Annotated in this window: 18 protein-coding genes; 17 read left to right on the top strand and 1 reads right to left on the bottom strand. The window is 58.6% G+C overall.

Annotation, left to right across the window (positions count from 1 at the left end):
* Positions 1–665: 665 nt before the first annotated feature.
* The 14 genes from lrhA (at position 666) to nuoN (ending at position 17,386) form a co-directional block, all read left to right on the top strand.
* Complete coding sequence (gene lrhA, locus ACMGGW_RS15630; protein ID WP_025303664.1) at positions 666–1,610, top strand: transcriptional regulator LrhA; 945 nt, start codon at positions 666–668, stop codon at positions 1,608–1,610.
* 708 nt (positions 1,611–2,318) lie between these two features.
* Entirely contained in the window at positions 2,319–2,756 is a 438-nt protein-coding gene (gene nuoA, locus ACMGGW_RS15625) for an NADH-quinone oxidoreductase subunit NuoA (RefSeq protein ID WP_025303663.1), read from the top strand.
* Positions 2,757–2,771: 15 nt separating this feature from the next.
* Positions 2,772–3,446, top strand: a complete 675-nt coding sequence (locus ACMGGW_RS15620; protein WP_004936039.1) for a NuoB/complex I 20 kDa subunit family protein — start codon at positions 2,772–2,774, stop codon at positions 3,444–3,446.
* A 96-nt stretch (positions 3,447–3,542) separates the two neighbouring features.
* The gene (gene nuoC, locus ACMGGW_RS15615) at positions 3,543–5,339 is read left to right on the top strand and encodes an NADH-quinone oxidoreductase subunit C/D (protein ID WP_025303662.1); all 1,797 of its coding nucleotides are present in this window, start codon (positions 3,543–3,545) and stop codon (positions 5,337–5,339) included.
* A 2-nt stretch (positions 5,340–5,341) separates the two neighbouring features.
* Positions 5,342–5,893, top strand: coding sequence for an NADH-quinone oxidoreductase subunit NuoE (gene nuoE, locus ACMGGW_RS15610; RefSeq protein WP_004936034.1), 552 nt, complete (start codon positions 5,342–5,344; stop codon positions 5,891–5,893).
* Positions 5,890–7,236 (top strand): NADH-quinone oxidoreductase subunit NuoF, encoded by a 1,347-nt coding sequence (gene nuoF / locus ACMGGW_RS15605; RefSeq protein WP_015378579.1) that lies wholly within the window; start codon positions 5,890–5,892, stop codon positions 7,234–7,236. Before nuoE ends, nuoF begins: the two co-directional genes overlap by 4 nt.
* 77 nt (positions 7,237–7,313) lie before the next feature.
* Positions 7,314–10,052 carry an NADH-quinone oxidoreductase subunit NuoG gene (nuoG, locus tag ACMGGW_RS15600; protein WP_060447996.1) on the top strand — a complete coding sequence of 913 codons (2,739 nt, stop codon included), beginning with the start codon at positions 7,314–7,316 and terminating at the stop codon, positions 10,050–10,052.
* Positions 10,049–11,026, top strand: a complete 978-nt coding sequence (gene nuoH, locus ACMGGW_RS15595) for an NADH-quinone oxidoreductase subunit NuoH (RefSeq protein ID WP_025303661.1) — start codon at positions 10,049–10,051, stop codon at positions 11,024–11,026. The genes nuoG and nuoH overlap by 4 nt, the downstream gene beginning before the upstream one ends.
* Positions 11,027–11,040: 14 nt before the next feature.
* Entirely contained in the window at positions 11,041–11,583 is a 543-nt protein-coding gene (gene nuoI, locus ACMGGW_RS15590) for an NADH-quinone oxidoreductase subunit NuoI (RefSeq protein ID WP_025160170.1), read from the top strand.
* A gap of 13 nt (positions 11,584–11,596) precedes the next feature.
* Positions 11,597–12,154: an NADH-quinone oxidoreductase subunit J gene (gene nuoJ / locus ACMGGW_RS15585; RefSeq protein WP_019453717.1), complete on the top strand. Its 558-nt coding sequence runs from the start codon at positions 11,597–11,599 to the stop codon at positions 12,152–12,154.
* On the top strand, positions 12,151–12,453 hold the full coding sequence (gene nuoK / locus ACMGGW_RS15580) for an NADH-quinone oxidoreductase subunit NuoK (protein WP_004936014.1): 303 nt from the start codon (positions 12,151–12,153) through the stop codon (positions 12,451–12,453). Before nuoJ ends, nuoK begins: the two co-directional genes overlap by 4 nt.
* A complete protein-coding gene (nuoL, locus tag ACMGGW_RS15575; protein ID WP_015378577.1) occupies positions 12,450–14,297 on the top strand; it encodes an NADH-quinone oxidoreductase subunit L in 1,848 nt (615 codons plus the stop codon). Before nuoK ends, nuoL begins: the two co-directional genes overlap by 4 nt.
* 95 nt (positions 14,298–14,392) lie before the next feature.
* Positions 14,393–15,922 carry an NADH-quinone oxidoreductase subunit M gene (gene nuoM / locus ACMGGW_RS15570; protein ID WP_025303660.1) on the top strand — a complete coding sequence of 510 codons (1,530 nt, stop codon included), beginning with the start codon at positions 14,393–14,395 and terminating at the stop codon, positions 15,920–15,922.
* Positions 15,923–15,928: 6 nt separating this feature from the next.
* Positions 15,929–17,386: an NADH-quinone oxidoreductase subunit NuoN gene (gene nuoN / locus ACMGGW_RS15565; RefSeq protein ID WP_025303659.1), complete on the top strand. Its 1,458-nt coding sequence runs from the start codon at positions 15,929–15,931 to the stop codon at positions 17,384–17,386.
* A 59-nt stretch (positions 17,387–17,445) separates the two neighbouring features.
* Here nuoN and ACMGGW_RS15560 read toward each other — a convergent pair whose 3' ends face one another.
* Complete coding sequence (locus ACMGGW_RS15560; RefSeq protein WP_025303658.1) at positions 17,446–18,321, bottom strand: LysR family transcriptional regulator; 876 nt, start codon at positions 18,319–18,321, stop codon at positions 17,446–17,448.
* 288 nt (positions 18,322–18,609) lie between these two features.
* Between ACMGGW_RS15560 and ACMGGW_RS15555 the strand changes: the two genes are divergently transcribed.
* From ACMGGW_RS15555 to idnO, 3 genes are all read left to right on the top strand, one after another.
* Positions 18,610–19,845 carry an MFS transporter gene (locus ACMGGW_RS15555; protein WP_025303657.1) on the top strand — a complete coding sequence of 412 codons (1,236 nt, stop codon included), beginning with the start codon at positions 18,610–18,612 and terminating at the stop codon, positions 19,843–19,845.
* Positions 19,846–19,975: 130 nt separating this feature from the next.
* Entirely contained in the window at positions 19,976–20,485 is a 510-nt protein-coding gene (locus tag ACMGGW_RS15550; RefSeq protein WP_025303656.1) for a DUF1097 domain-containing protein, read from the top strand.
* A 239-nt stretch (positions 20,486–20,724) separates the two neighbouring features.
* Positions 20,725–21,489, top strand: coding sequence for a gluconate 5-dehydrogenase (idnO, locus tag ACMGGW_RS15545; RefSeq protein WP_025303655.1), 765 nt, complete (start codon positions 20,725–20,727; stop codon positions 21,487–21,489).
* Positions 21,490–21,498: the final 9 nt, after the last annotated feature.

The following is a 21,498-nucleotide window of genomic DNA, read 5'->3' as shown; positions in this document are numbered from 1 at the left end:
TAATTTTACTAGGGTTTTGTTCTGTTAAATCAAGCGTCGATAAACGAGACGTGCCGGCGATCGCGGCCGGCAGCAGTGAACTGATAAGCCGAAAGGGAGAATAGGCTTCAATAAACTGTAAAGGAACGATAATACCGGAGTAGTCTGATAGCGGGGTGTCGGTTCGCGCACCACACTAAGGAAAATGACATATTTACATTAGCTTTACTTTATATTTTACCTTAAGCATTGTTTATGTGGTTATAAGATTATTATTTAAAGCAAAAATCTTAATGATTGAATTTATTAAATTCATTGAGTAGTAACATGAAGTCGGTACCGTTAATTATTTATCTTTTTTGCTCTGGAATGCAGTCTGAAGGCCGGTTGATAAGGGTTCTCAGTAGCACGAATGGAGTGGAAATTAGGCAGTATGAATGAGTAAAATCTCAGGTTCGGTGGGGGTTTTCCCTTTTCACCGGTATTCAGTCCCCCGCGTTCTATAAGCACCATCGATAGATCGCATTTTAAAAAGCGATAGAGGTAACGAATCATAAGTAATTTTTTTGCCCTCCACTTATGAGTGGGGTACTGTCATAACAGGCGCCGTCCTTTTCAACGGCGTCTGAGAAACACACCAGGGTAGTAGTTCGTAAATTAGAATTTAAAAAAGTGAAGAATACACTATGACAACTGCAAATCGTCCGATACTTAATCTCGACCTCGATCTGCTAAGAACCTTTGTTGCGGTTGCTGATTTGAATACCTTCGCCGCGGCGGCTGTTGCCGTTTGCCGTACTCAATCAGCCGTCAGTCAACAAATGCAGCGATTAGAGCAACTGGTCGGCAAAGAACTGTTTGCCCGCCATGGGCGCAACAAACTCCTGACTGAGCATGGTATTCAGCTTCTCGGTTATGCCAGGAAGATCCTGCGCTTTAACGACGAAGCCTGTACCTCGCTGATGTACAACAATATAAAAGGTGTTCTGACCATCGGTGCTTCCGACGACACCGCCGATACCATTCTGCCTTTCCTGTTGAACCGCGTGACCGCCATCTATCCGAAGCTGGCCATTGACGTGCGCGTAAAGCGCAGTACGACGATGGTCGATCTGCTGGAAGAGGGCGAGATCGATCTGGCGGTGACCACGGCGGATCCGGCCGGGCACCCGCACATCGTGCTGCGCACGTCGCCGACGCTGTGGTATTGCGCCGCCGATTATCACTATCAGGCCGGCGAACCGATCCCGCTGGTGGTAATGGATGAGCCAAGCCCGTTCCGCGCGCTGGCGATTAAACAGTTGGACGAAGCCGGTATTCCGTGGCGTATCGCCTACGTCGCCTCCACGCTGTCCGCGGTGCGGGCGGCCTGTAAAGCCGGCCTGGGCGTGACCGCACGGCCGATCGAGATGATGAGCCCCGATCTGCGGGTGCTGGGCGCGGTGGAAGGTTTGCCGCCGCTGCCGGATACCCAGTATGCGCTGTGCAAAAACGCGCAGTGCAGCAACGAGCTGGCGATGGCCATCTTCAGCGCGATGCAGGGCGGCAATGACGGCTATGGCTTCAACGGTGCGGAAGGCGGTCTCCAGAGCGATCAGGATGACGCCAGCCTGGTGGACGAAGAAGAATAACGTCGCGGCGCGATATCTGATGAAAAACCTCTGCTTCGGCGGAGGTTTTTTTTGCCCTTTTTTTACCTAAAAATTTATTTATATGTATTTGGCTTGTATTTTCAATTGAGTTGGCTGTTTTGTTAACTTTTAAGCGTTAATGAAAAGAGAGTTTGGCCGGGTTTAATACGCTAAGTTCGTTTTTTGAGCAATAAGATTGAATGGGTTAAAGGCATGGTAATAGCAGGGGTATTTTGTTAGCTTATAGCGGCCGTTTTTGCGGCTCAATTTGAGGAAAATTGTTAAAGGGCCACACTTTTTTTGAGGATTTATGCTGAAAACGTGTCCTGGATCAAAAAAATACCCCTAGGTAGTGAGTGGAAGAACAGGGAATTCCTGAGACAATGGTATAGTAAAACTGAAATGTGCATGTTGGTTTATATCTATCTGTTTCTACACAAAAATTAACTGACACGATTTAGCCTGTCCCTGGCGCATCAAATGTTAATCAAATGATACGTATGTAAACTAGTGTGTAGATACTTTTGTCAAAGTTGACAAAAGGTTATAGAAAGGAGTAAAAAGCCCACAGAAAAACGCTGCCTAACTCGCTGTAAAAGCAGTTTGTTTGTGTGGTTATTTATCCTTCCCTTAAATCGATGTGGCGCACTAACTGCCGGTGACAAGAGCAGTGCGATCGACGCCACTTTTGATGAGTAAGCATAGAGTATGTCAACAACCACTGAAGTTATCGCTCATCACTGGGCGCTCGCCGTATTTCTCGTTGTGGCTATCGGGCTCTGCGGCTTAATGCTGCTGGGCGCGTTCTTCTTGGGCGGGAGAGCCCGGGCGCGCGCCAAACACACCCCGTTTGAATCAGGCATCGACTCGGTCGGCACGGCGCGCATGCGCTTGTCCGCCAAGTTCTACCTGGTGGCCATGTTCTTCGTTATTTTCGACGTTGAAGCCTTATACCTGTATGCCTGGTCGGTCTCGGTTCGCGAGAGCGGTTGGGTAGGCTTTATCGAAGCCGCCATTTTCATTTTGGTGCTATTGGCCGGTCTGGTTTATCTGGTGCGCATCGGCGCGTTGGATTGGACTCCGGCGCGTTCCCAACGCCGCAGCAAACCGAGCACGATCACTAACACCAACAGTCATCCGCAGTAACAGCGAGGCATTAAGATGGACTATACGCTCACCCGCATAGACCCGAACGGTGAGAACGACCGTTATCCCCTGCAAAAACAGGAGATCGTCGCCGATCCCCTGGAACAACAGGTCCACCGCACGGTTTACATGGGTAAACTCGAACATGCGCTGCATGACATGGTGAACTGGGGGCGTAAAAACTCTATTTGGCCGTATAACTTCGGCCTTTCGTGCTGTTACGTGGAGATGGTGACGTCGTTTACCGCCGTTCACGACGTGGCGCGTTTCGGTGCGGAAGTGTTGCGCGCCTCCCCGCGTCAGGCTGACCTGATGGTGGTGGCCGGTACCTGTTTCACCAAGATGGCCCCGGTCATCCAGCGCCTGTACGAGCAGATGCTGGAACCGAAGTGGGTGATCTCGATGGGCGCCTGCGCCAACTCCGGTGGTATGTACGACATCTATTCCGTGGTGCAGGGCGTGGACAAGTTCCTGCCGGTCGACGTGTACATTCCCGGCTGCCCACCGCGTCCGGAAGCCTACATGCAAGCGCTGATGCTGCTGCAGGAATCTATCGGCAAAGAACGTCGCCCGCTGTCGTGGGTTGTCGGCGATCAGGGCGTTTACCGCGCCAATATGCAGTCTGAAAGAGAGCGTAAACACGGCGAGCGCATCGCGGTGACCAACCTCCGGACGCCTGACGAGATTTAAGACGTTCATTTAACGTCCATCTTAGTGCGCTATTGGTTAACACAGCGAAAAGTGAAACTTGCGGCGAATAACCCTTTAGTGTGGTGAAAAAAAATTATGACAGATTTGACGACGCACGACGCCTTGCCTGCCTGGCAGACCCGAGATCACCTTGACGACCCGGTGATCGGCGAACTGCGCAACCGTTTTGGGCCGGAAGCCTTTACTGTTCAGGCCACCCGTACCGGCATGCCCGTGGTATGGGTTAAACCTGACCAGTTACTGGAAGTAATGACGTTCCTGAGAAAACAGCCGAAGCCGTATGTCATGCTGTTCGATCTGCATGGCGTGGACGAACGTCTTCGCACCCACCGCGACGGCCTGCCCGCTGCGGATTTCTCCGTTTTCTACCATCTGATTTCCATCGAGCGCAACCGCGACATCATGCTGAAGGTGGCGCTGTCTGAAAAAGACCTGCACGTGCCCACGGCGACCAAGGTATTCCCGAACGCCAACTGGTATGAGCGCGAAACCTGGGAAATGTTCGGCATCACCTTCGACGGCCACCCGCACCTGTCGCGCATCATGATGCCGCAGACCTGGGAAGGGCACCCGCTGCGCAAGGACTACCCGGCGCGCGCCACCGAATTCGATCCTTTCGTGCTGACCAAGCAGAAAGAAGATCTGGAGATGGAAGCGCTGACCTTCAAGCCGGAAGACTGGGGCATGAAGCGCGGCACCGAGAACGAAGACTTCATGTTCCTCAACCTCGGCCCGAACCACCCGTCTGCGCACGGTGCGTTCCGCATCATTCTGCAGCTGGACGGCGAAGAGATCGTCGACTGCGTGCCGGATATCGGTTATCACCACCGCGGCGCCGAGAAGATGGGCGAGCGTCAATCCTGGCACAGCTACATTCCGTACACCGACCGTATCGAGTACCTCGGCGGCTGCGTGAACGAAATGCCTTACGTGCTGGCGGTCGAGAAGCTGGCCGGCATTAAGGTGCCGGAGCGCGTTGACACCATTCGCGTGATGCTGTCCGAACTGTTCCGCATCAACAGCCACCTGCTGTACATCTCCACCTTTATTCAGGACGTCGGTGCGATGACCCCGGTGTTCTTCGCCTTTACCGACCGTCAGAAAATCTACGATCTGGTGGAAGCGATCACCGGCTTCCGTATGCACCCGGCCTGGTTCCGCATCGGCGGCGTCGCGCACGATCTGCCGCGTGGTTGGGATCGCCTGCTGCGTGAATTCCTCGACTGGATGCCGAAACGTCTGGATTCTTACGTTAAAGCGGCGCTGAAGAACAGCATCCTGAAAGGCCGTTCCATCGGCGTAGCGTCTTACAACGCCAAGGAAGCGCTGGAGTGGGGTGTGACCGGTGCCGGCCTGCGTGCTACCGGCGTTGAGTTCGACGTGCGTAAATGGCGTCCTTACTCCGGCTATGAGAACTTCGACTTCGAAGTGCCGGTGGGCGACGGCAACAGCGACTGCTACACCCGCGTGATGCTGAAGGTGGAAGAGCTGCGCCAGAGCCTGCGCATCCTCGAACAGTGCCTGAACAACATGCCGGAAGGCCCGTTCAAGGCCGATCACCCGCTGACCACGCCGCCGCCGAAAGAGCGCACGCTGCAGCACATTGAAACGCTGATCACCCACTTCCTGCAGGTTTCCTGGGGCCCGGTGATGCCAGCCAACGAATCATTCCAGATGATTGAAGCCACCAAAGGGATCAACAGCTACTACCTGACCAGCGACGGCAGCACCATGAGCTACCGCACCCGGGTACGTACGCCGAGCTTTGCGCACCTGCAGCAGATCCCATCGGTCATCCGAGGCAGCCTGGTTTCCGACCTGATCGTCTATCTGGGTAGTATCGATTTTGTAATGTCAGATGTGGACCGCTAACTATGCATGATCAAAAAGACAATCACGCAGTCAATGATGCGCTCGAGCCCATCAATGCAGCCGCTCCTCAGAGCGGCGTTGATGCATTTGTACTGAGCGCGGAAGAACGTGATGCGATCGAGCACGAAAAGCACCATTACGAGGATCCGCGCGCCGCTTCCATCGAAGCACTGAAAATTGTGCAGAAGCAGCGCGGCTGGGTTCCGGACGGTGCGATTTACGCCATCGCGGAAGTGCTGGGCATCCCCGCCAGCGACGTAGAAGGCGTGGCCACGTTCTACAGCCAGATTTTCCGTCAGCCAGTAGGACGTCACGTGATCCGTTATTGTGACAGCGTTGTTTGTCACATCACCGGTTACCAGGGCATTCAGGCCGCTATCGAGAAGAAGCTGAACATCAAGCCGGGTCAAACCACTTTTGATGGCCGCTTCACGCTGCTGCCGACCTGCTGTCTGGGCAACTGCGATAAAGGGCCGACCATGATGATTGATGAGGACACTCACAGTCAGTTGAAGCCTGAAGATATCGAGACGCTACTGGAGCAGTATCAATGACCAAGCACATTGTACGCACTCCCGAAACGCATCCGCTGACCTGGCGTCTGCGCGATGACAAGCAGCCGCTGTGGCTGGACGAATACCGCAGCAAAAACGGCTATGCCGGCGCAGAAAAGGCCCTCAAAGGCCTGGCCCCGGACGAGATCGTCGGCCTGGTGAAAGACTCCGGGCTGAAGGGCCGTGGCGGCGCGGGCTTCTCCACCGGTTTGAAGTGGAGCCTGATGCCGAAAGACGAATCCATGAACATCCGTTACCTGCTGTGTAACGCCGATGAGATGGAGCCGGGCACCTATAAAGACCGTCTGCTGATGGAGCAGCTGCCGCACCTGCTGGTGGAAGGCATGCTGATCTCCGCGTTCGCGCTGAAAGCCTACCGCGGTTACATCTTCCTGCGCGGCGAATATATCGAAGCAGCGGCGCATCTGCGTCGCGCCATCGCGGAAGCCACCGAAGCCGGCTATCTGGGCAAGAACATTCTCGGCACCGGATTTGATTTCGAGCTGATCGTGCACACCGGCGCCGGCCGTTACATCTGCGGCGAAGAAACTGCGCTGATCAACTCGCTGGAAGGCCGCCGCGCCAACCCGCGTTCCAAGCCGCCATTCCCGGCCAGTGCCGGCGTCTGGGGCAAGCCGACCTGTGTCAACAACGTCGAAACGCTGTGCAACGTACCGGCCATTTTGGCGAACGGCGTGGAGTGGTACACCGGCATCTCCGGCAGTGAAGACAAAGGCACCAAGCTGATGGGCTTCTCCGGCCGGGTGAAAAATCCGGGCGTCTGGGAGCTGCCGTTCGGCACTACCGCGCGCGAGATCCTGGAAGACTACGCCGGCGGCATGCGCGACGGTCTGCGTTTCAAAGCCTGGCAGCCGGGCGGCGCGGGCACCGACTTCCTGACCGCCGATCACCTCGACCTGCCGATGGAATACGGCGCGATCGGCAAAGCCGGCAGCCGTCTCGGCACCGCGCTGGCGATGGCGGTAGACCACGAGATCGGCATGGTGCCGCTGGTGCGTAACCTGGAAGAGTTCTTCGCCCGCGAGTCCTGCGGCTGGTGTACGCCATGCCGCGACGGCCTGCCGTGGAGCGTGAAGATCCTGCGTGCGTTGGAAAACGGCGAAGGGCAGCCGGGGGATATCGAAACCCTCGAACAGCTGTGCCGCTCCCTCGGCCCGGGCAAAACCTTCTGCGCCCACGCGCCAGGTGCCGTAGAGCCACTGCAAAGCGCGATTAAATATTTCCGTGAAGAGTTCGAGGCGGGTATCGCCGTGCAGCACTTCGGCAACGCCCATGCGATTGGCGGCATTCAGCCGAACAATCTGCTGAAGCAGCGCTGGTAAGCCGAACTCGCCCGAACACGGCCAGAATTTTTGATTAACGCCTGCCGCAAGGCAGGCCACTTGGAAGCATGCTGACTATGGCTACGATTCATGTAGACGGCAAAGAGTATGAGGTAGACGGGGCGGACAACCTGCTGCAGGCTTGTCTTTCCCTCGGCCTTGATATTCCTTACTTTTGCTGGCATCCGGCGCTGGGAAGCGTCGGCGCTTGCCGCCAATGTGCGGTAAAGCAATACCAAAACGCGGAAGATACGCGCGGCCGTTTGGTGATGTCCTGTATGACCCCGGCATCCGATGGCACCTTCATCTCCATCGATGACGGCGAAGCGAAGCAGTTCCGTGAAAGCGTGGTCGAGTGGTTGATGACCAACCACCCGCACGATTGCCCGGTCTGTGAAGAAGGCGGTAACTGTCACCTGCAGGATATGACGGTAATGACCGGCCACAGCTTCCGCCGCTACCGCTTCACCAAGCGTACCCACAACAACCAGGAGCTGGGGCCGTTTATCTCGCACGAGATGAACCGCTGCATCGCCTGCTACCGCTGCGTGCGTTACTACAAAGACTATGCGGACGGCACCGACTTCGGCGTGTACGGCGCGCACGACAACGTCTACTTCGGTCGCCCGGAAAGCGGCACGCTGGAAAGCGAGTTCTCCGGCAACCTGGTGGAAGTGTGCCCGACCGGCGTATTCACCGACAAAACGCACTCCGAACGCTACAACCGTAAATGGGACATGCAGTTCGCGCCGAGCATTTGCCAGCAGTGCAGCATCGGCTGTAACACCAGCCCGGGCGAACGCTATGGCGAGCTGCGCCGTATCGAAAACCGTTACAACGGCAGCGTGAACCACTACTTCCTGTGCGACCGCGGTCGTTTCGGTTACGGCTACGTCAACCAGAAAGATCGTCCGCGTCAACCGCAGCAGCTGCGCGGCGATGACTGGATCACCCTGAACGCCGAGCAGGCGATGCAGGGCGCGGCGGACATCCTGCGTCAGGCGAAGAAAACCATCGGCATCGGCTCCCCGCGCGCCAGCCTGGAAAGCAACTTCGCACTGCGCGAGCTGGTCGGCGCCGAGAACTACTACACCGGGATCGCTCAGGCGGAGCAATCACGCCTGGCGCTGATGCTGAACGTGCTGAAAAACGGCGGCGTCCATACGCCGGCGCTGCGTGAGATCGAAGATTACGACGCGGTGCTGGTGCTGGGCGAAGACCTGACGCAAACCGGTGCGCGTATCGCGCTGTCCGTGCGCCAGGCCGTCAAGGGGAAAGCTCGCGCGATGGCGGCGGCGCAACGTGTTGCCGACTGGCAGATCGCGGCGGTGCAGAACATCGGTCAGCACGCCAAGTACCCGCTGTTCACCACTAACATCGACAACACCCGCCTGGACGACATTGCCGCCTGGAACTACCGCGCGCCGGTGGACGAGCAGGCACGCTTCGGCTTCGCCATCGCGCACGCGCTGGATAGCGCAGCGCCGGCGGTGAACGATCTGGCCGACGGCCTGAACAAGAAAGTCGATATCATCGTGCAGGCGCTGACCGGCGCACGCAAACCGCTTATCGTGACCGGCAGCAACGCCGGCAGCGAAGCCATCATCGAAGCGGCGGCCAACATCGCCAAAGCGTTGAAGGGCCGCGGTTCCGATGTCGGCATCACCTTCGTGGCGGGCGCTGCCAACAGCATGGGCCTGGCGATGATCGGCGGCGGTTCGCTCGATCAAGCGCTGGAACAGCTGGCGAGTGGCGCAGCCGACACCGCCATCGTGATGGAAAACGATCTCTATCGTCATGCGCCGGCGGCGCAGGTGGACGCAGCGTTGGCCAAGGTCAACAACCTGATCGTCGCCGACCACCAGCGCACCGCGATCATGGACAAAGCCAACCTGATCCTCTCCTCGGCCAGCTTCGCCGAGAGCGACGGTACGCTGATCAACCAGGAAGGCCGCGCGCAGCGCTTCTTCCAGGTATACGATCCGGCTTACTATGACGACGCCAAGAAAAATCAGTTCACCGTGATGCTGGAAAGCTGGCGCTGGATGCACTCGCTGCACTCCACCTACACCAGCCGCCACGTGGACTGGACCCAGCTCGATGACGTGATCGCCGCTTGCGTCGCCGCATTGCCGCAGCTGCAGGGCATCGTCGATGCCGCGCCGGACGCGACGTTCCGCATTCGCGGTCAGAAGCTGGCGCGTTCGCCGCACCGTTCCAGCGGCCGTACCGCCATGCGCGCCAACATCAGCGTGCACGAGCCGCGTCAGCCGCAGGATAAAGACACCATGTTCGCCTTCTCGATGGAAGGGAATAACAGCCCGCTGGCCGATCGTCAGCAGATCCCGTTCGCCTGGGCGCCAGGCTGGAACTCACCGCAGGCATGGAACAAGTTCCAGGCCGAAGTGGGCGGCAAACTGCGCCACGGCGATCCGGGCGTGCGCCTGATCGAAGCGGGGGAGGGCAGCCTCGGTTACTTCGACCGCGTGCCAGCCGCCTTCAATCCGAACGACGGCTGGCGTGTCGCGCCTTACTACCACCTGTTCGGCAGCGATGAAATGTCGCAGCGCTCTCACGTGATCCAGCAGCGCATGCCGGAAGCTTACGTGATGGTCAACCCGGCCGACGCGGCGACCCTTGGCGTCAACGCGGGCAGCCTGGTGGAGTTCAGCTGTGCGGGCCAGACCTTGCGTCTGCCGGTACGTCTGAGTGAAACCCTGACCCAGGGCCAGGTTGGTTTGCCGCTCGGCTTGCCAGGGATCCCGCCGATTTTGGTGGGTGCTAAGGTAGACAATCTGCGGGAGGCAGCACGATGAGCTGGTTTACCCCTGAGGTGATCGACATTCTGATCGCCGTTCTTAAAGCGGTCGTGATCCTGTTGGTGGTCGTGGCGTGCGGGGCGTTCATGAGCTTCGGCGAACGCCGCCTGCTCGGCCTGTTCCAGAACCGTTACGGACCGAACCGCGTAGGCTGGGGCGGCTCGCTGCAGCTGGTCGCCGACATGATCAAAATGTTCTTCAAGGAAGACTGGGTACCGAGATTCTCCGACCGGGTGATCTTCACCCTGGCGCCGATGATCGCCTTTACTTCCCTGTTGCTGGCATTTGCCATCGTTCCGGTCAGCCCGACCTGGGCGGTGTCCGATCTCAACATCGGCATTCTGTTCTTCCTGATGATGGCCGGCCTGGCGGTGTACGCCGTGCTGTTCGCCGGATGGTCGAGCAACAACAAATACTCGCTGTTGGGCGCGATGCGTGCCTCCGCGCAAACCCTGAGCTACGAAGTGTTCATCGGCCTGTCGCTGATGGGCGTGGTGATGCAGGCGGATTCGTTCAACATGCAGGCCATCGTTGAATCCCAGGCGCACGTCTGGAACGTCATTCCGCAGTTCTTCGGCTTCGTGACCTTTGCGATCGCCGGCGTGGCGGTGTGTCACCGCCACCCGTTTGACCAGCCGGAAGCCGAGCAGGAACTGGCTGACGGTTACCACATCGAATATTCCGGCATGAAGTTCGGTCTGTTCTTCGTGGGGGAATACATCGGTATCGTCACCGTGTCCGCCCTGATTGTGACGTTGTTCTTCGGCGGCTGGCAGGGTCCGTTCCTGCCGCCATTCATCTGGTTCGCGTTGAAAACGGCCTTCTTCATGATGATGTTCATCCTGATCCGTGCCGCGTTGCCGCGTCCGCGTTATGACCAGGTGATGTCCTTCGGCTGGAAAGTGTGCCTGCCGCTGACGCTGCTGAACCTGCTGGCAACCGCCGCGGTCATTTTGTACAACGCTCAATAAGGGGTGAATAAACCATGACATTGAAAGAGTTAGTGGTTGGTTTCGGCACCCAGGTGCGCAGCATTTGGATGATTGGCATGCATGCCTTCGCCAAGCGCGAAACCCAGATGTATCCGGAAGAACCGGTTTACCTGCCGCCGCGCTACCGCGGCCGCATCGTGCTGACGCGCGATCCGGACGGCGAAGAGCGCTGCGTCGCCTGTAACCTGTGTGCGGTTGCCTGCCCGGTCGGCTGTATCTCGCTGCAAAAAGCGGAACAGAAAGACGGCCGTTGGTATCCGGAGTTCTTCCGCATCAACTTCTCGCGCTGCATTTTCTGTGGCCTGTGCGAAGAGGCTTGCCCGACTACCGCTATCCAGCTGACGCCGGATTTCGAACTGGGTGAGTACAAGCGTCAGGATCTGGTGTACGAAAAAGAAGATCTGTTGATCTCGGGGCCGGGTAAATATCCGGAATATAACTTCTACCGGATGGCCGGTATGGCGATTGACGGCAAAGCCAAAGGCGAAGCCGAAAACGAAGCCAAACCGATCGACGTCAAAGGTCTGTTGCCCTAAGGAGCCAGCAAGCATGGAAATTGCATTTTATCTGGCAGGTTTGATTGCGGTGGCCGCGACGATTCGCGTGATCACCCATACCAACCCTGTGCATGCGCTGCTGTATCTGATCGTCTCGTTACTGGCGATCTCGGCAGTCTTCTTCTCTCTCGGCGCCTACTTTGCCGCCGCGTTGGAAATCATCGTCTATGCGGGCGCCATCATGGTGCTGTTCGTGTTCGTGGTGATGATGCTGAACCTCGGCAACGTGCAGCAGCAAGAGCGCGACTGGATGAAGCCGACGGTGTGGATCGGGCCTGGCCTGCTGTCGCTGGCGCTGCTGGTGGTATTGATCGTCGCGATCCGCAGCGTATCCGATCAGGGTATCAGCGGTGAGATGGTCGACGCGAAGGCGGTGGGTATCAGCCTGTTCGGGCCTTACGTACTGGCGGTTGAGCTGGCTTCAATGCTGCTGTTGGCGGGTCTGGTTGTCGCCTTCCATATCGGCCGCGAGCACAAGCCTGGCGAGGTGCTGAGCAACGCGCCGGCGAGTGGCGAAATGGCGAGAAGAAAATCGGAGGAGCAAGCATGATCCCTCTTCAACATGGCCTGATCCTGGCGGCTATCCTGTTTGTGCTCGGGCTGACCGGGCTGCTGGTGCGCCGCAACCTGCTGTTTATGCTGATCAGCCTGGAAGTGATGATCAACGCTGCGGCGTTGGCGTTTATCGTGGCGGGAAGCTACTGGGGCCAGGCGGACGGGCAGGTGATGTACATCCTGGCGATCAGCCTGGCGGCAGCCGAGGCCAGTATCGGCCTGGCGCTGCTGCTGCAGCTCTACCGTCGTCGTCATACCCTGAATATTGATACTGTCAGTGAGATGCGCGGATGAACCTATTATATTTAACAATTCTGCTACCGCTGATCGGGTTCCTGCTGTTGGCATTTTCCCGCGGTCGTTGGTCTGAAAACACGGCGGCCACCGTCGGCGTGGGTTCTATCGGCCTGGCTGCGCTGGTCACGGTGTATGTGGCGATGGATTTCTTCGCCCAGAAAGCCGCCGGCGTGCAGCTGTTCGAGCAAAGCCTGTGGACCTGGATGGCCGTCGGTAACTTCAATATCGGCGTGACCCTGGTGCTGGACGGCCTGTCGCTGACCATGCTGTCGGTGGTCACCGGCGTCGGCTTCTTCATCCACATGTTCGCTTCCTGGTACATGCGCGGTGAAGAGGGCTATTCGCGCTTCTTCGCTTACACCAACCTGTTTATCGCCAGCATGGTGGTATTGGTGCTGGCGGACAACCTGCTGCTGATGTATCTGGGTTGGGAAGGCGTGGGCCTGTGCAGCTACCTGTTGATCGGTTTCTACTATAAAGATCCGGCCAACGGCGCGGCGGCGATGAAAGCCTTTATCGTCACCCGCGTGGGCGACGTGTTCCTGGCGTTCGCGCTGTTCATCCTCTACAACGAGCTGGGCACGCTGAACATCCGCGAGCTGATGATCCTGGCGCCGCAGAAACTGGCGGTGGGCGATACGGCCATCACCTGGGCGACCCTGATGCTGCTGGGCGGCGCGGTCGGTAAATCGGCGCAGCTGCCGTTGCAAACCTGGTTGGCGGACGCGATGGCGGGCCCAACCCCGGTTTCCGCACTGATCCACGCGGCGACCATGGTGACCGCGGGCGTCTATCTGATCGCCCGTACGCACGGCCTGTTCCTGATGGCGCCGGAAGTGCTGCACCTGGTGGGCATCGTCGGTGCGGTCACTCTGCTGCTGGCCGGCTTCGCCGCGCTGGTGCAGACCGACATCAAGCGCGTGCTCGCTTACTCCACCATGAGCCAGATCGGTTACATGTTCCTGGCGCTGGGCGTGCAGGCATGGGACGCGGCGATCTTCCACCTGATGACCCACGCGTTCTTCAAGGCGCTGCTGTTCCTGTCGTCCGGTTCGGTGATCCTGGCTTGCCACCACGAGCAAAACATCTTCAAGATGGGCGGCCTGCGCAAGAGCATCCCGCTGGTGTACGTCTGCTTCCTGGTGGGCGGCGCGGCGCTGTCTGCGTTGCCGCTGGTCACGGCCGGCTTCTTCAGTAAGGACGAGATCCTGGCGGGCGCGATGGCCAACGGCCACATCAACCTGATGGTTGCCGGCTTGGTTGGTGCGTTCATGACCTCGCTGTACACCTTCCGTATGATTTTCATCGTGTTCCATGGCGAAGAGAAAATCAAAGCGCATGCCGGTAAAGGCATCACTCACCACCTGCCACTGCTGGTTCTGCTGGTGCTGTCCACCTTCGTCGGCGCGATGATCGTGCCGCCGTTGCAGGGCGTGCTGCCGGAGACCACCGAACTGGCGCACGGCAGCGTGCTGACGCTGGAAATCACCTCTGGCGTGGTGGCTATCGTCGGCATTCTGCTGGCGGCCGCGCTGTGGCTGGGCAAACGCAGCCTGGTCAACAGCATCGCCAACAGCGCGCCGGGTCGTTTCTTCTCGACCTGGTGGTTCCATGCCTGGGGCTTCGACTGGCTGTATGACAAAGTGTTCGTCAAGCCGTACCTGGGTATTGCGAAGCTGCTGCAGCGCGATCCGCTGAACTCGCTGATGAACCTGCCGGCCGTCTTCTCCCGCTGGGGGAACCGCGGTCTGACGGTGAGCGAGAACGGTCAGGTGCGTTGGTATATAGCGTCTATGGGTGTGGGTGCAGTGGTCGTATTGGCTCTGTTGATTTTGGTTTAATTGAATAATTTAAACAGACGCATTTTTCGGGCGTAGCGCCGGGTAGGCGCTACGTACAAAGTTTGAAATTATTCGTATAAGGGACACAAAACGCCATGCTATTACCTTGGCTAATTCTTATCCCCTTTATCGGCGGTCTGCTGTGCTGGCAGCTTGAGCGCTTCGGTACTAAGGTGCCGCGCTGGATAGCGCTGATCGCAATGGGGCTGACGTTGGCGCTCTCTCTGCAGTTGTGGATGCAGGGCGGCTATACCTTGACCACGCCGAAAGGCATTCCGCAGTGGCAGAGCGAATTCCTGCTGCCGTGGATCCCGCGCTTCGGCATCTCCATCCACCTGGCGCTGGACGGTCTGTCGCTGCTGATGGTGGTGTTGACCGGTCTGCTGGGCGTGCTGGCGATCCTCTGTTCCTGGCGTGAAATCCAGAAGTATCAGGGCTTCTTCCACCTCAACCTGCTGTGGATCCTGGGCGGCGTTATCGGTGTGTTCCTCGCCATCGACATGTTCCTGTTCTTCTTCTTCTGGGAAATGATGTTGGTGCCGATGTACTTCCTGATCGCGCTGTGGGGGCACAAAGCGTCGGACGGTAAAACCCGTATCACCGCGGCGACCAAGTTCTTCATCTACACCCAGGCCAGCGGTCTGGTGATGCTGATTGCGATCCTGGGCCTGGTGTTCGTGCATTACAACGCCACCGGCGTGTGGACCTTCGATTACGAAGACCTGCTGCAAACGCCGATGTCCCACAACGTGCAATATCTGCTGATGCTGGGCTTCTTCATCGCCTTCGCGGTGAAAATGCCGGTGGTGCCGCTGCACGGCTGGTTGCCGGACGCGCACAGCCAGGCACCGACCGCAGGTTCCGTCGACCTGGCGGGCATCTTGCTGAAAACCGCGGCCTACGGCCTGCTGCGTTTCAGCCTGCCGCTGTTCCCTGAGGCTTCGCACGAGTTCGCGCCAATCGCCATGTGGCTGGGCGTGATCGGCATCTTCTACGGCGCCTGGATGGCGTTCGCGCAGACCGACATCAAGCGTCTTATCGCCTACACCTCGGTATCGCACATGGGCTTCGTGTTGATTGCCATCTACACCGGCAGCCAGCTGGCTTACCAGGGCGCCGTGATCCAGATGATCGCGCACGGTCTGTCCGCCGCCGGTATGTTTATTATCTGCGGCCAGCTGTATGAGCGTCTGCATACCCGCGACATGCGTCAGATGGGCGGCCTGTGGGGGCGTATCAAGTTCATCCCTGCGCTGTCGCTGTTCTTCGCCGTGGCTACGCTGGGGATGCCGGGTACCGGTAACTTCGTCGGTGAATTCATGATTCTGTTCGGCAGCTACCAGGTGGTGCCGGTGATCACTGTGATCTCTACCTTCGGTCTGGTGTTCGCTTCGGTTTACTCGCTGATCATGATGCAGCGCGCTTACTACGGTGCGCCTAAATCCGACCAGCCGCTGCAGGGCATGACCGCGCGCGAACTGTTCATCATTCTGCTGCTGGTGGTGTTGCTGGTTCTGCTGGGGGTTTACCCGCAGCCGATTCTGGATACTTCCAACGCGGCGATGAGCAACGTGCAACACTGGTTTGGTTCGTCAGTTTCAGCAATTTCAACAACAAGGCCGTAATTCGCCATGACAATAACTCCTCAACAACTGATCGCACTGCTGCCGCTGTTGATCGTCGGATTGACGGTGGTGGTTGTGATGCTAGGCATTGCGTGGCGACGCGACCACTTTATCAACGCCACCCTGACCGTGATCGGTCTCAACCTGGCGCTGCTTTCGCTGTACTTTGTCGGCCAGGCAGGCCCAATGGACGTCACCCCGCTGCTGCGGGTTGACGGTTACTCGATGTTCTACACCGGGCTGGTGCTGCTGGCGAGTCTGGCGACCTGCACCTTCGCCTATCCGTGGCTGGTCGGCTATCCGGATAACCGCGAAGAGTTCTACTTGCTGGTGCTGATCGCCGCCATGGGCGGCATCCTGCTGGCGAGCGCCAACCATCTGGCTTCGCTGTTCATCGGTATCGAGCTGATCTCGCTGCCGCTGTTCGGCCTGGTGGGCTACGCCTATCGTCAGAAGCGCCCGCTGGAAGCTGCCATCAAGTACATGCTGCTGTCCGCCGCCGCGTCGTCGTTCCTGCTGTTCGGCATGGCGCTGCTGTACGCTGAATCCGGCGATCTGTCGCTGGCCGGCCTCGGCAAGAGCCTCCAGGAAAACATGATGCACCAGCCACTGATCCTGGCCGGTATGGGCATGATGATCGTCGGTCTGGGCTTCAAGCTGTCGCTGGTGCCGTTCCAACTGTGGACGCCGGACGTGTATCAGGGCGCGCCTGCGCCGGTCTCGACCTTCCTGGCAACCGCCAGCAAGATTGCGATCTTCGCGGTCGTGATGCGTCTGTTCCTGTATGCCCCGGCCGCCGACAACGAAGCGCTGCGTCTGGTGCTGTCGATCATCGCGTTCTGCTCTATCTTGTTCGGTAACCTGATGGCCATCAGCCAGACCAACATCAAGCGTCTGCTGGGCTACTCGTCGATCGCTCACCTGGGCTACCTGCTGGTGGCGCTGATTGCGGTGCAAACCCATCAGCTGTCGCTGGAAACCGCCGGCGTTTACCTGGCCGGTTACCTGTTCAGCAGCCTGGGCGCCTTCGGCGTGGTCAGCCTGATGTCCAGCCCGTACCGCGGCCCGGATGCGGATTCGCTGTTCTCTTACCGTGGTCTGTTCTGGCATAAGCCAATCTTGTCCGCGGTAATGACGGTGATGATGCTGTCGCTGGCCGGTATCCCGATGACGCTGGGCTTTATCGGTAAGTTCTTCGTGATCGCGATGGGCGTCAGCGCACACCTGTGGTGGCTGACCGGCGCAGTCGTGGTAGGCAGCGCCATTGGCCTGTACTACTACCTGCGCGTGACCGTCAGCCTGTTCCTCAGCGCGCCGGAATCGCTGCAGCGCGACACCCCGAACAACTGGGCGTTGACTGCCGGTGGCGTCGTGGTGCTGATCTCAGCCGCGCTGGTGCTGCTGTTGGGGGTTTATCCTCAGCCGCTGATTTCGCTGGTGCAGATGGCGCAGCCGACGTTCTGATAACGCTTCAGACGGTAAAAAGGTCGCTTCGGCGGCCTTTTTTTATGGAGAAACGGCACTTAGCCGTAATGGGCGCTAAACGACGTTTCCAGCGCCTGCACCACCGCGCGCACGCGGGCGGCACGCTGCAAATCGGGATGCAGCACCAGCCAGATATCCACCCAGTCTTTATTCTCTGGCAACAGGCGCACCAGCTCCGGGTCTTTATCCGCCAGAAACGCGGAGAGCAGGCCGATGCCTAGCCCGCTGCGAGTGGCGGAGCGCAGCAGCAGCTGTGAATTGCATTGCAGCACGACGTTGGGCTCGTGCAGGGCTTCGCCGCAGAAATTGTTCCAGTGGCGCGGCACCAGCTCGCGCGGGAACATCAGCAGATCGTGACCGCGCAGCTGCTCGCCTTTGACCGGCATACCTCGCCGAGCCAGATAGTGCGGGCTGGCGTACAGGCCCATCTCGATGGTGGCCAGCCGCTTGATGATCAGTTCATCGTCATCGGGGCGTGCACCGCGGATCGCCAGATCCGCGCCGTGATAAGAGATATCGGCGATGTTCAGTGCCGTCAACAGCGTGACGGTGATGGCCGGATAGCGTTCCCGCAGATCTTGCAGCGCGGGTATCACGAAGGCTTCGGCCAGGGTATCGGTGGTGGCGATGCTCACGTGGCCGTGCAGGCTGTCATCGCCGCTGGCGGCTTTGCGGTTGATCGCCTGCACCGCATTCTCCATCTTCATCACGTCCGCCAGCATTTCTTCCCCCAACGGGCTGAGGGCGAAGGATTTCGGCGTGCGGATAAACAGCTTGGAACCGAGAGCGTCTTCGAAAGCGGAGAGCCGTCGACCGACGGTCGCCTGATCGACATGCAGCTGGTTGGCGGCTTTGCGTAGCGTGCCACAGCGTGCGACGGCCAAAAAGAAGCGCGCGTCGTCCCAATTCATCATGCCATTTCCTCTCTGCAGATTTGTCGGCGCCGTGGGGCACAGGCCGAGCCAGGCGAACAATAACGGTTTCTATCATAAAGCGTTGTTCTGCCCGGGGGGAGAGAAAGACGGTTAGCGGGCTGCACATCGGCGGTTATTTCTCTGGTGATGCAAGAATGCATCAGGGTGATTCATTCTTGACGATACTTCGCCCGTCGCCGGAACGCTATGATAAGCGCCGTTCCCGGCAGGCCGGGTGAGGAAAATGTCGACGGCAGGCCGCTGTCTGCCGTCTTTGGGAGTTGAAACATGTCAGAAAATACCGCCAGCCAGATTGCGGCGCCGCAAAATGCTCAGGCGTCGGGCAGGACAATTTTATTGTTCCTGGCGCTGGCTTTGATGTCGGCATTGCTGAACAGCAGCGCGCCGACGCCGCTTTATCCGCTGTATCAGCAGCAGCTTACGCTAAGCTCGGTCAGTCTGACCGTCATCTACGGCGCCTATGCCGCCGGCGTGCTGATCTCTTTGTTCGGCGTCGGCAATCTGGCCGGCAAAGTAAAGGATTTACGCAGCATGATCGTGCCGGCATTGCTGGTGGTGTTGAGCGGCGCCCTGCTGTTCGCGCAGGCTGATACCTTTGCCATGATGCTGATGGCGCGGCTGTTGGCCGGGGTGGGCACCGGGGCGCTAACCGGCGCGGCGAACATCGCGTTGGTGCGGTTTGGGCCGCGCGACGGCGGCAAAAATGCGGCGTTGATCGCGACGCTGTCATTCACCACCGGATTGGCGCTGGGCCCGATCTTCAGCGGCATCGCCTTGCAGACCGGTTTCCATCCCACGACGCTGCCATTTGTTTTCATCATGGTCATGGCCGCCGTGGCTGCGTTGGGCGTGATGTTCTCGTGGCCGCGTGGCGTGGTTACGGCGCCGAGCCATGTTACGTCGGCCGAGACAGAAAAAAGCTCGCTGCTCGATGGCTTGCGCGCCACCGGCGGTAAATTCTTTGTGTGTGCAGGGGCTTTATTTATCTGTTGGGCGCTGGCCGCCAGTATTTTGGCAATCGGCCCCGGCGTGGCGGAAACGCTGTTAGGCTTGCACGCTCGTGGCGTCTTTGGCTATGCGATTGCGGTGTATCTGCTGATCGCCGGTATCAGCCAGATCCTGAGCCGCCGCGTTAACGCCCGTCATTCGCTGTTGTTCGGTTGCCTGGCGCAGGTGCTGGCGGCAGTGGTGTTCACCATGGCGATCCAGTGGCATTCTCTTGGGCTGGCGGCGGTGGGGCTGGTGGTGGCCGGCTATGCTTATGGCGCCATTTTCGTCGGCAGCGCGACCCTAGTGAACCTGATTTCGCCGCCGACCAGCCATGCGCGTTTGCTTTCGCTGTTTTACGTTATCGCTTATATCGCCAACTGGGTGCCGATCTTGCTGGGCGTGGTGGTCGATCGCGTCGATCTGAATCAGGCAACCCATTTGCTGTTCCTGGGCAGCACCGTGGTGTGCCTGTTGTTGGCATGGAAGACGTCCCGGGTGGGGTTCCCTCGCTAATTACTTTGTGATGAATATCTATTTTTTATAATTAATGATTCTTTAATTACATTTATAGTGTGATTTTCATTGCATAAATTGGCCTGTTTTCGGGTAAACTGCGCGCTTTCTTTTTGCTGCAGGTCACTTTATGAACGTTCTTTTCGCCATTGCCGTCACCACCGGGATCCTGTCCGGCGTTTGGGGATGGGTTGCCGTCAGTTTGGGCCTGATCGGTTGGGCCGGCTTTCTCGGCTGCACGGCGTATTTCGCCTGCCCGCAGGGCGGACTGAAAGGGCTGTTGATCGGCGCGTTGACCTGCTGCAGCGGCGTCTTCTGGGCAATGGCGATCATCCACGGCAGCGAACTGGCGCCGCAGTGGAATCTGCTGGGGTATCTGCTGACCGGCATCGTGGCGTTCCTTATGTGCATTCAGGCTAAACAGCAGTGGCTGGGATTCGTACCCGGCACCTTTATCGGCGCCTGTGCGACCTTCGCCGGCGGCGGCGATTGGCCGCTGGTGACGCTTTCCCTGCTGGTGGGCCTGCTGTTCGGCTATGCGATGAAAAACAGCGGTCTGTGGTGGGCGGCACGCAGCGATAAAGCCCGCGCTACGCCGCCGATGGACCCGAATGCCGGCTCAAACGGTGCCGCCGAGTGAGTTGCTGCCGCGCCGCTGTGCGGCAGTATCTCCTGATAACCAGGACGGTAACGCTGTTGAAAATTGTCTATTTTAAAAGGGATAGGTATTGACTCTTCCTGTAGGGATTGCGTGAGATCACGTTAAAAGTAACAGGGTTTCGTAACATTATTTTCAGTGATTCCCATCACGTTTTTACCGGTAACAATCGGCTGAGATAGAGGTCTGTCCGATTGGAGGCCTGAAGGCCGGGAATCACCATGCACAACCTGTTTTCTCTGGATAACAAAACCGTCTTAATCACTGGTGCCTCGCGCGGCATTGGTTTTCTGCTGGCGCGCGGCCTGGCACAGCAAGGCGCGCATATTCTGATCAATGCCACCACCGAAGAACATGCCCGGCACGCCGCCGATCGCCTGCGTGAAGAGGGGCTGCGCGCCGATGCGGCGGCGTTCGACGTCACCGACTCCCAGGCGGTGCATGCCGCCATCGACCGTATCGAAGCGGACATCGGCGCGATAGACGTCTTGATCAACAACGCCGGTATCCAGCGCCGCCACCCGTTCACCGAATTTCCGGAGCAAGACTGGGACGACATCATCGCCGTCAACCAGAAGGCGGTCTTCATCGTGTCGCAGACCGTAGCGCGTTATATGGTGCCGCGCCGGCGCGGCAAGATAATCAATATCGGTTCGATGCAAAGCGAGCTGGGGCGGGACACCATTACCCCTTATGCGGCATCCAAGGGCGCGGTGAAAATGCTGACGCGCGGCATGTGCGTGGAGCTGGCGCGCTACAACATTCAGGTCAACGGCATCGCCCCCGGCTACTTCAAAACCGAGATGACGCAGGCGCTGGCCGACGATCCGGCATTCACCGCCTGGCTGACCCAACGCACGCCTGCCGCGCGCTGGGGCGATCCTCAGGAGTTGATCGGCGCGGCGGTGTTCCTGGCCGCCGACGCCTCCGCCTTCGTCAACGGGCAGTTGCTGTTTGTCGATGGCGGCATGTCTGCGGCGGTGTAATCTTTTTTC

It is taken from the genome of Serratia sp. BNK-4, assembly GCF_048685115.1.
Taxonomy (GTDB): Bacteria; Pseudomonadota; Gammaproteobacteria; order Enterobacterales; family Enterobacteriaceae; genus Serratia; species Serratia bockelmannii.
The sequence above is the reverse complement of the archived record's forward strand: the minus strand, read 5'-3'. Positions and strand labels throughout refer to the sequence as shown.

Excerpts from the sequence above, each read along its gene's own strand:
- nuoL (WP_015378577.1), top strand. The coding sequence starts at position 12,450 with ATGAACCTATTATATTTAACAATTCTGCTACCGCTGATCGGGTTCCTG.
- nuoI (WP_025160170.1), top strand. The coding sequence starts at position 11,041 with ATGACATTGAAAGAGTTAGTGGTTGGTTTCGGCACCCAGGTGCGCAGC.
- ACMGGW_RS15560 (WP_025303658.1), bottom strand. The coding sequence starts at position 18,321 with ATGATGAATTGGGACGACGCGCGCTTCTTTTTGGCCGTCGCACGCTGT.
- nuoJ (WP_019453717.1), top strand. The coding sequence starts at position 11,597 with ATGGAAATTGCATTTTATCTGGCAGGTTTGATTGCGGTGGCCGCGACG.
- ACMGGW_RS15620 (WP_004936039.1), top strand. The coding sequence starts at position 2,772 with ATGGACTATACGCTCACCCGCATAGACCCGAACGGTGAGAACGACCGT.
- nuoA (WP_025303663.1), top strand. The coding sequence starts at position 2,319 with ATGTCAACAACCACTGAAGTTATCGCTCATCACTGGGCGCTCGCCGTA.
- ACMGGW_RS15555 (WP_025303657.1), top strand. The coding sequence starts at position 18,610 with ATGTCAGAAAATACCGCCAGCCAGATTGCGGCGCCGCAAAATGCTCAG.
- nuoK (WP_004936014.1), top strand. The coding sequence starts at position 12,151 with ATGATCCCTCTTCAACATGGCCTGATCCTGGCGGCTATCCTGTTTGTG.
- ACMGGW_RS15550 (WP_025303656.1), top strand. The coding sequence starts at position 19,976 with ATGAACGTTCTTTTCGCCATTGCCGTCACCACCGGGATCCTGTCCGGC.
- nuoN (WP_025303659.1), top strand. The coding sequence starts at position 15,929 with ATGACAATAACTCCTCAACAACTGATCGCACTGCTGCCGCTGTTGATC.
- idnO (WP_025303655.1), top strand. The coding sequence starts at position 20,725 with ATGCACAACCTGTTTTCTCTGGATAACAAAACCGTCTTAATCACTGGT.
- nuoG (WP_060447996.1), top strand. The coding sequence starts at position 7,314 with ATGGCTACGATTCATGTAGACGGCAAAGAGTATGAGGTAGACGGGGCG.
- nuoF (WP_015378579.1), top strand. The coding sequence starts at position 5,890 with ATGACCAAGCACATTGTACGCACTCCCGAAACGCATCCGCTGACCTGG.
- nuoH (WP_025303661.1), top strand. The coding sequence starts at position 10,049 with ATGAGCTGGTTTACCCCTGAGGTGATCGACATTCTGATCGCCGTTCTT.
- nuoM (WP_025303660.1), top strand. The coding sequence starts at position 14,393 with ATGCTATTACCTTGGCTAATTCTTATCCCCTTTATCGGCGGTCTGCTG.
- lrhA (WP_025303664.1), top strand. The coding sequence starts at position 666 with ATGACAACTGCAAATCGTCCGATACTTAATCTCGACCTCGATCTGCTA.
- nuoC (WP_025303662.1), top strand. The coding sequence starts at position 3,543 with ATGACAGATTTGACGACGCACGACGCCTTGCCTGCCTGGCAGACCCGA.
- nuoE (WP_004936034.1), top strand. The coding sequence starts at position 5,342 with ATGCATGATCAAAAAGACAATCACGCAGTCAATGATGCGCTCGAGCCC.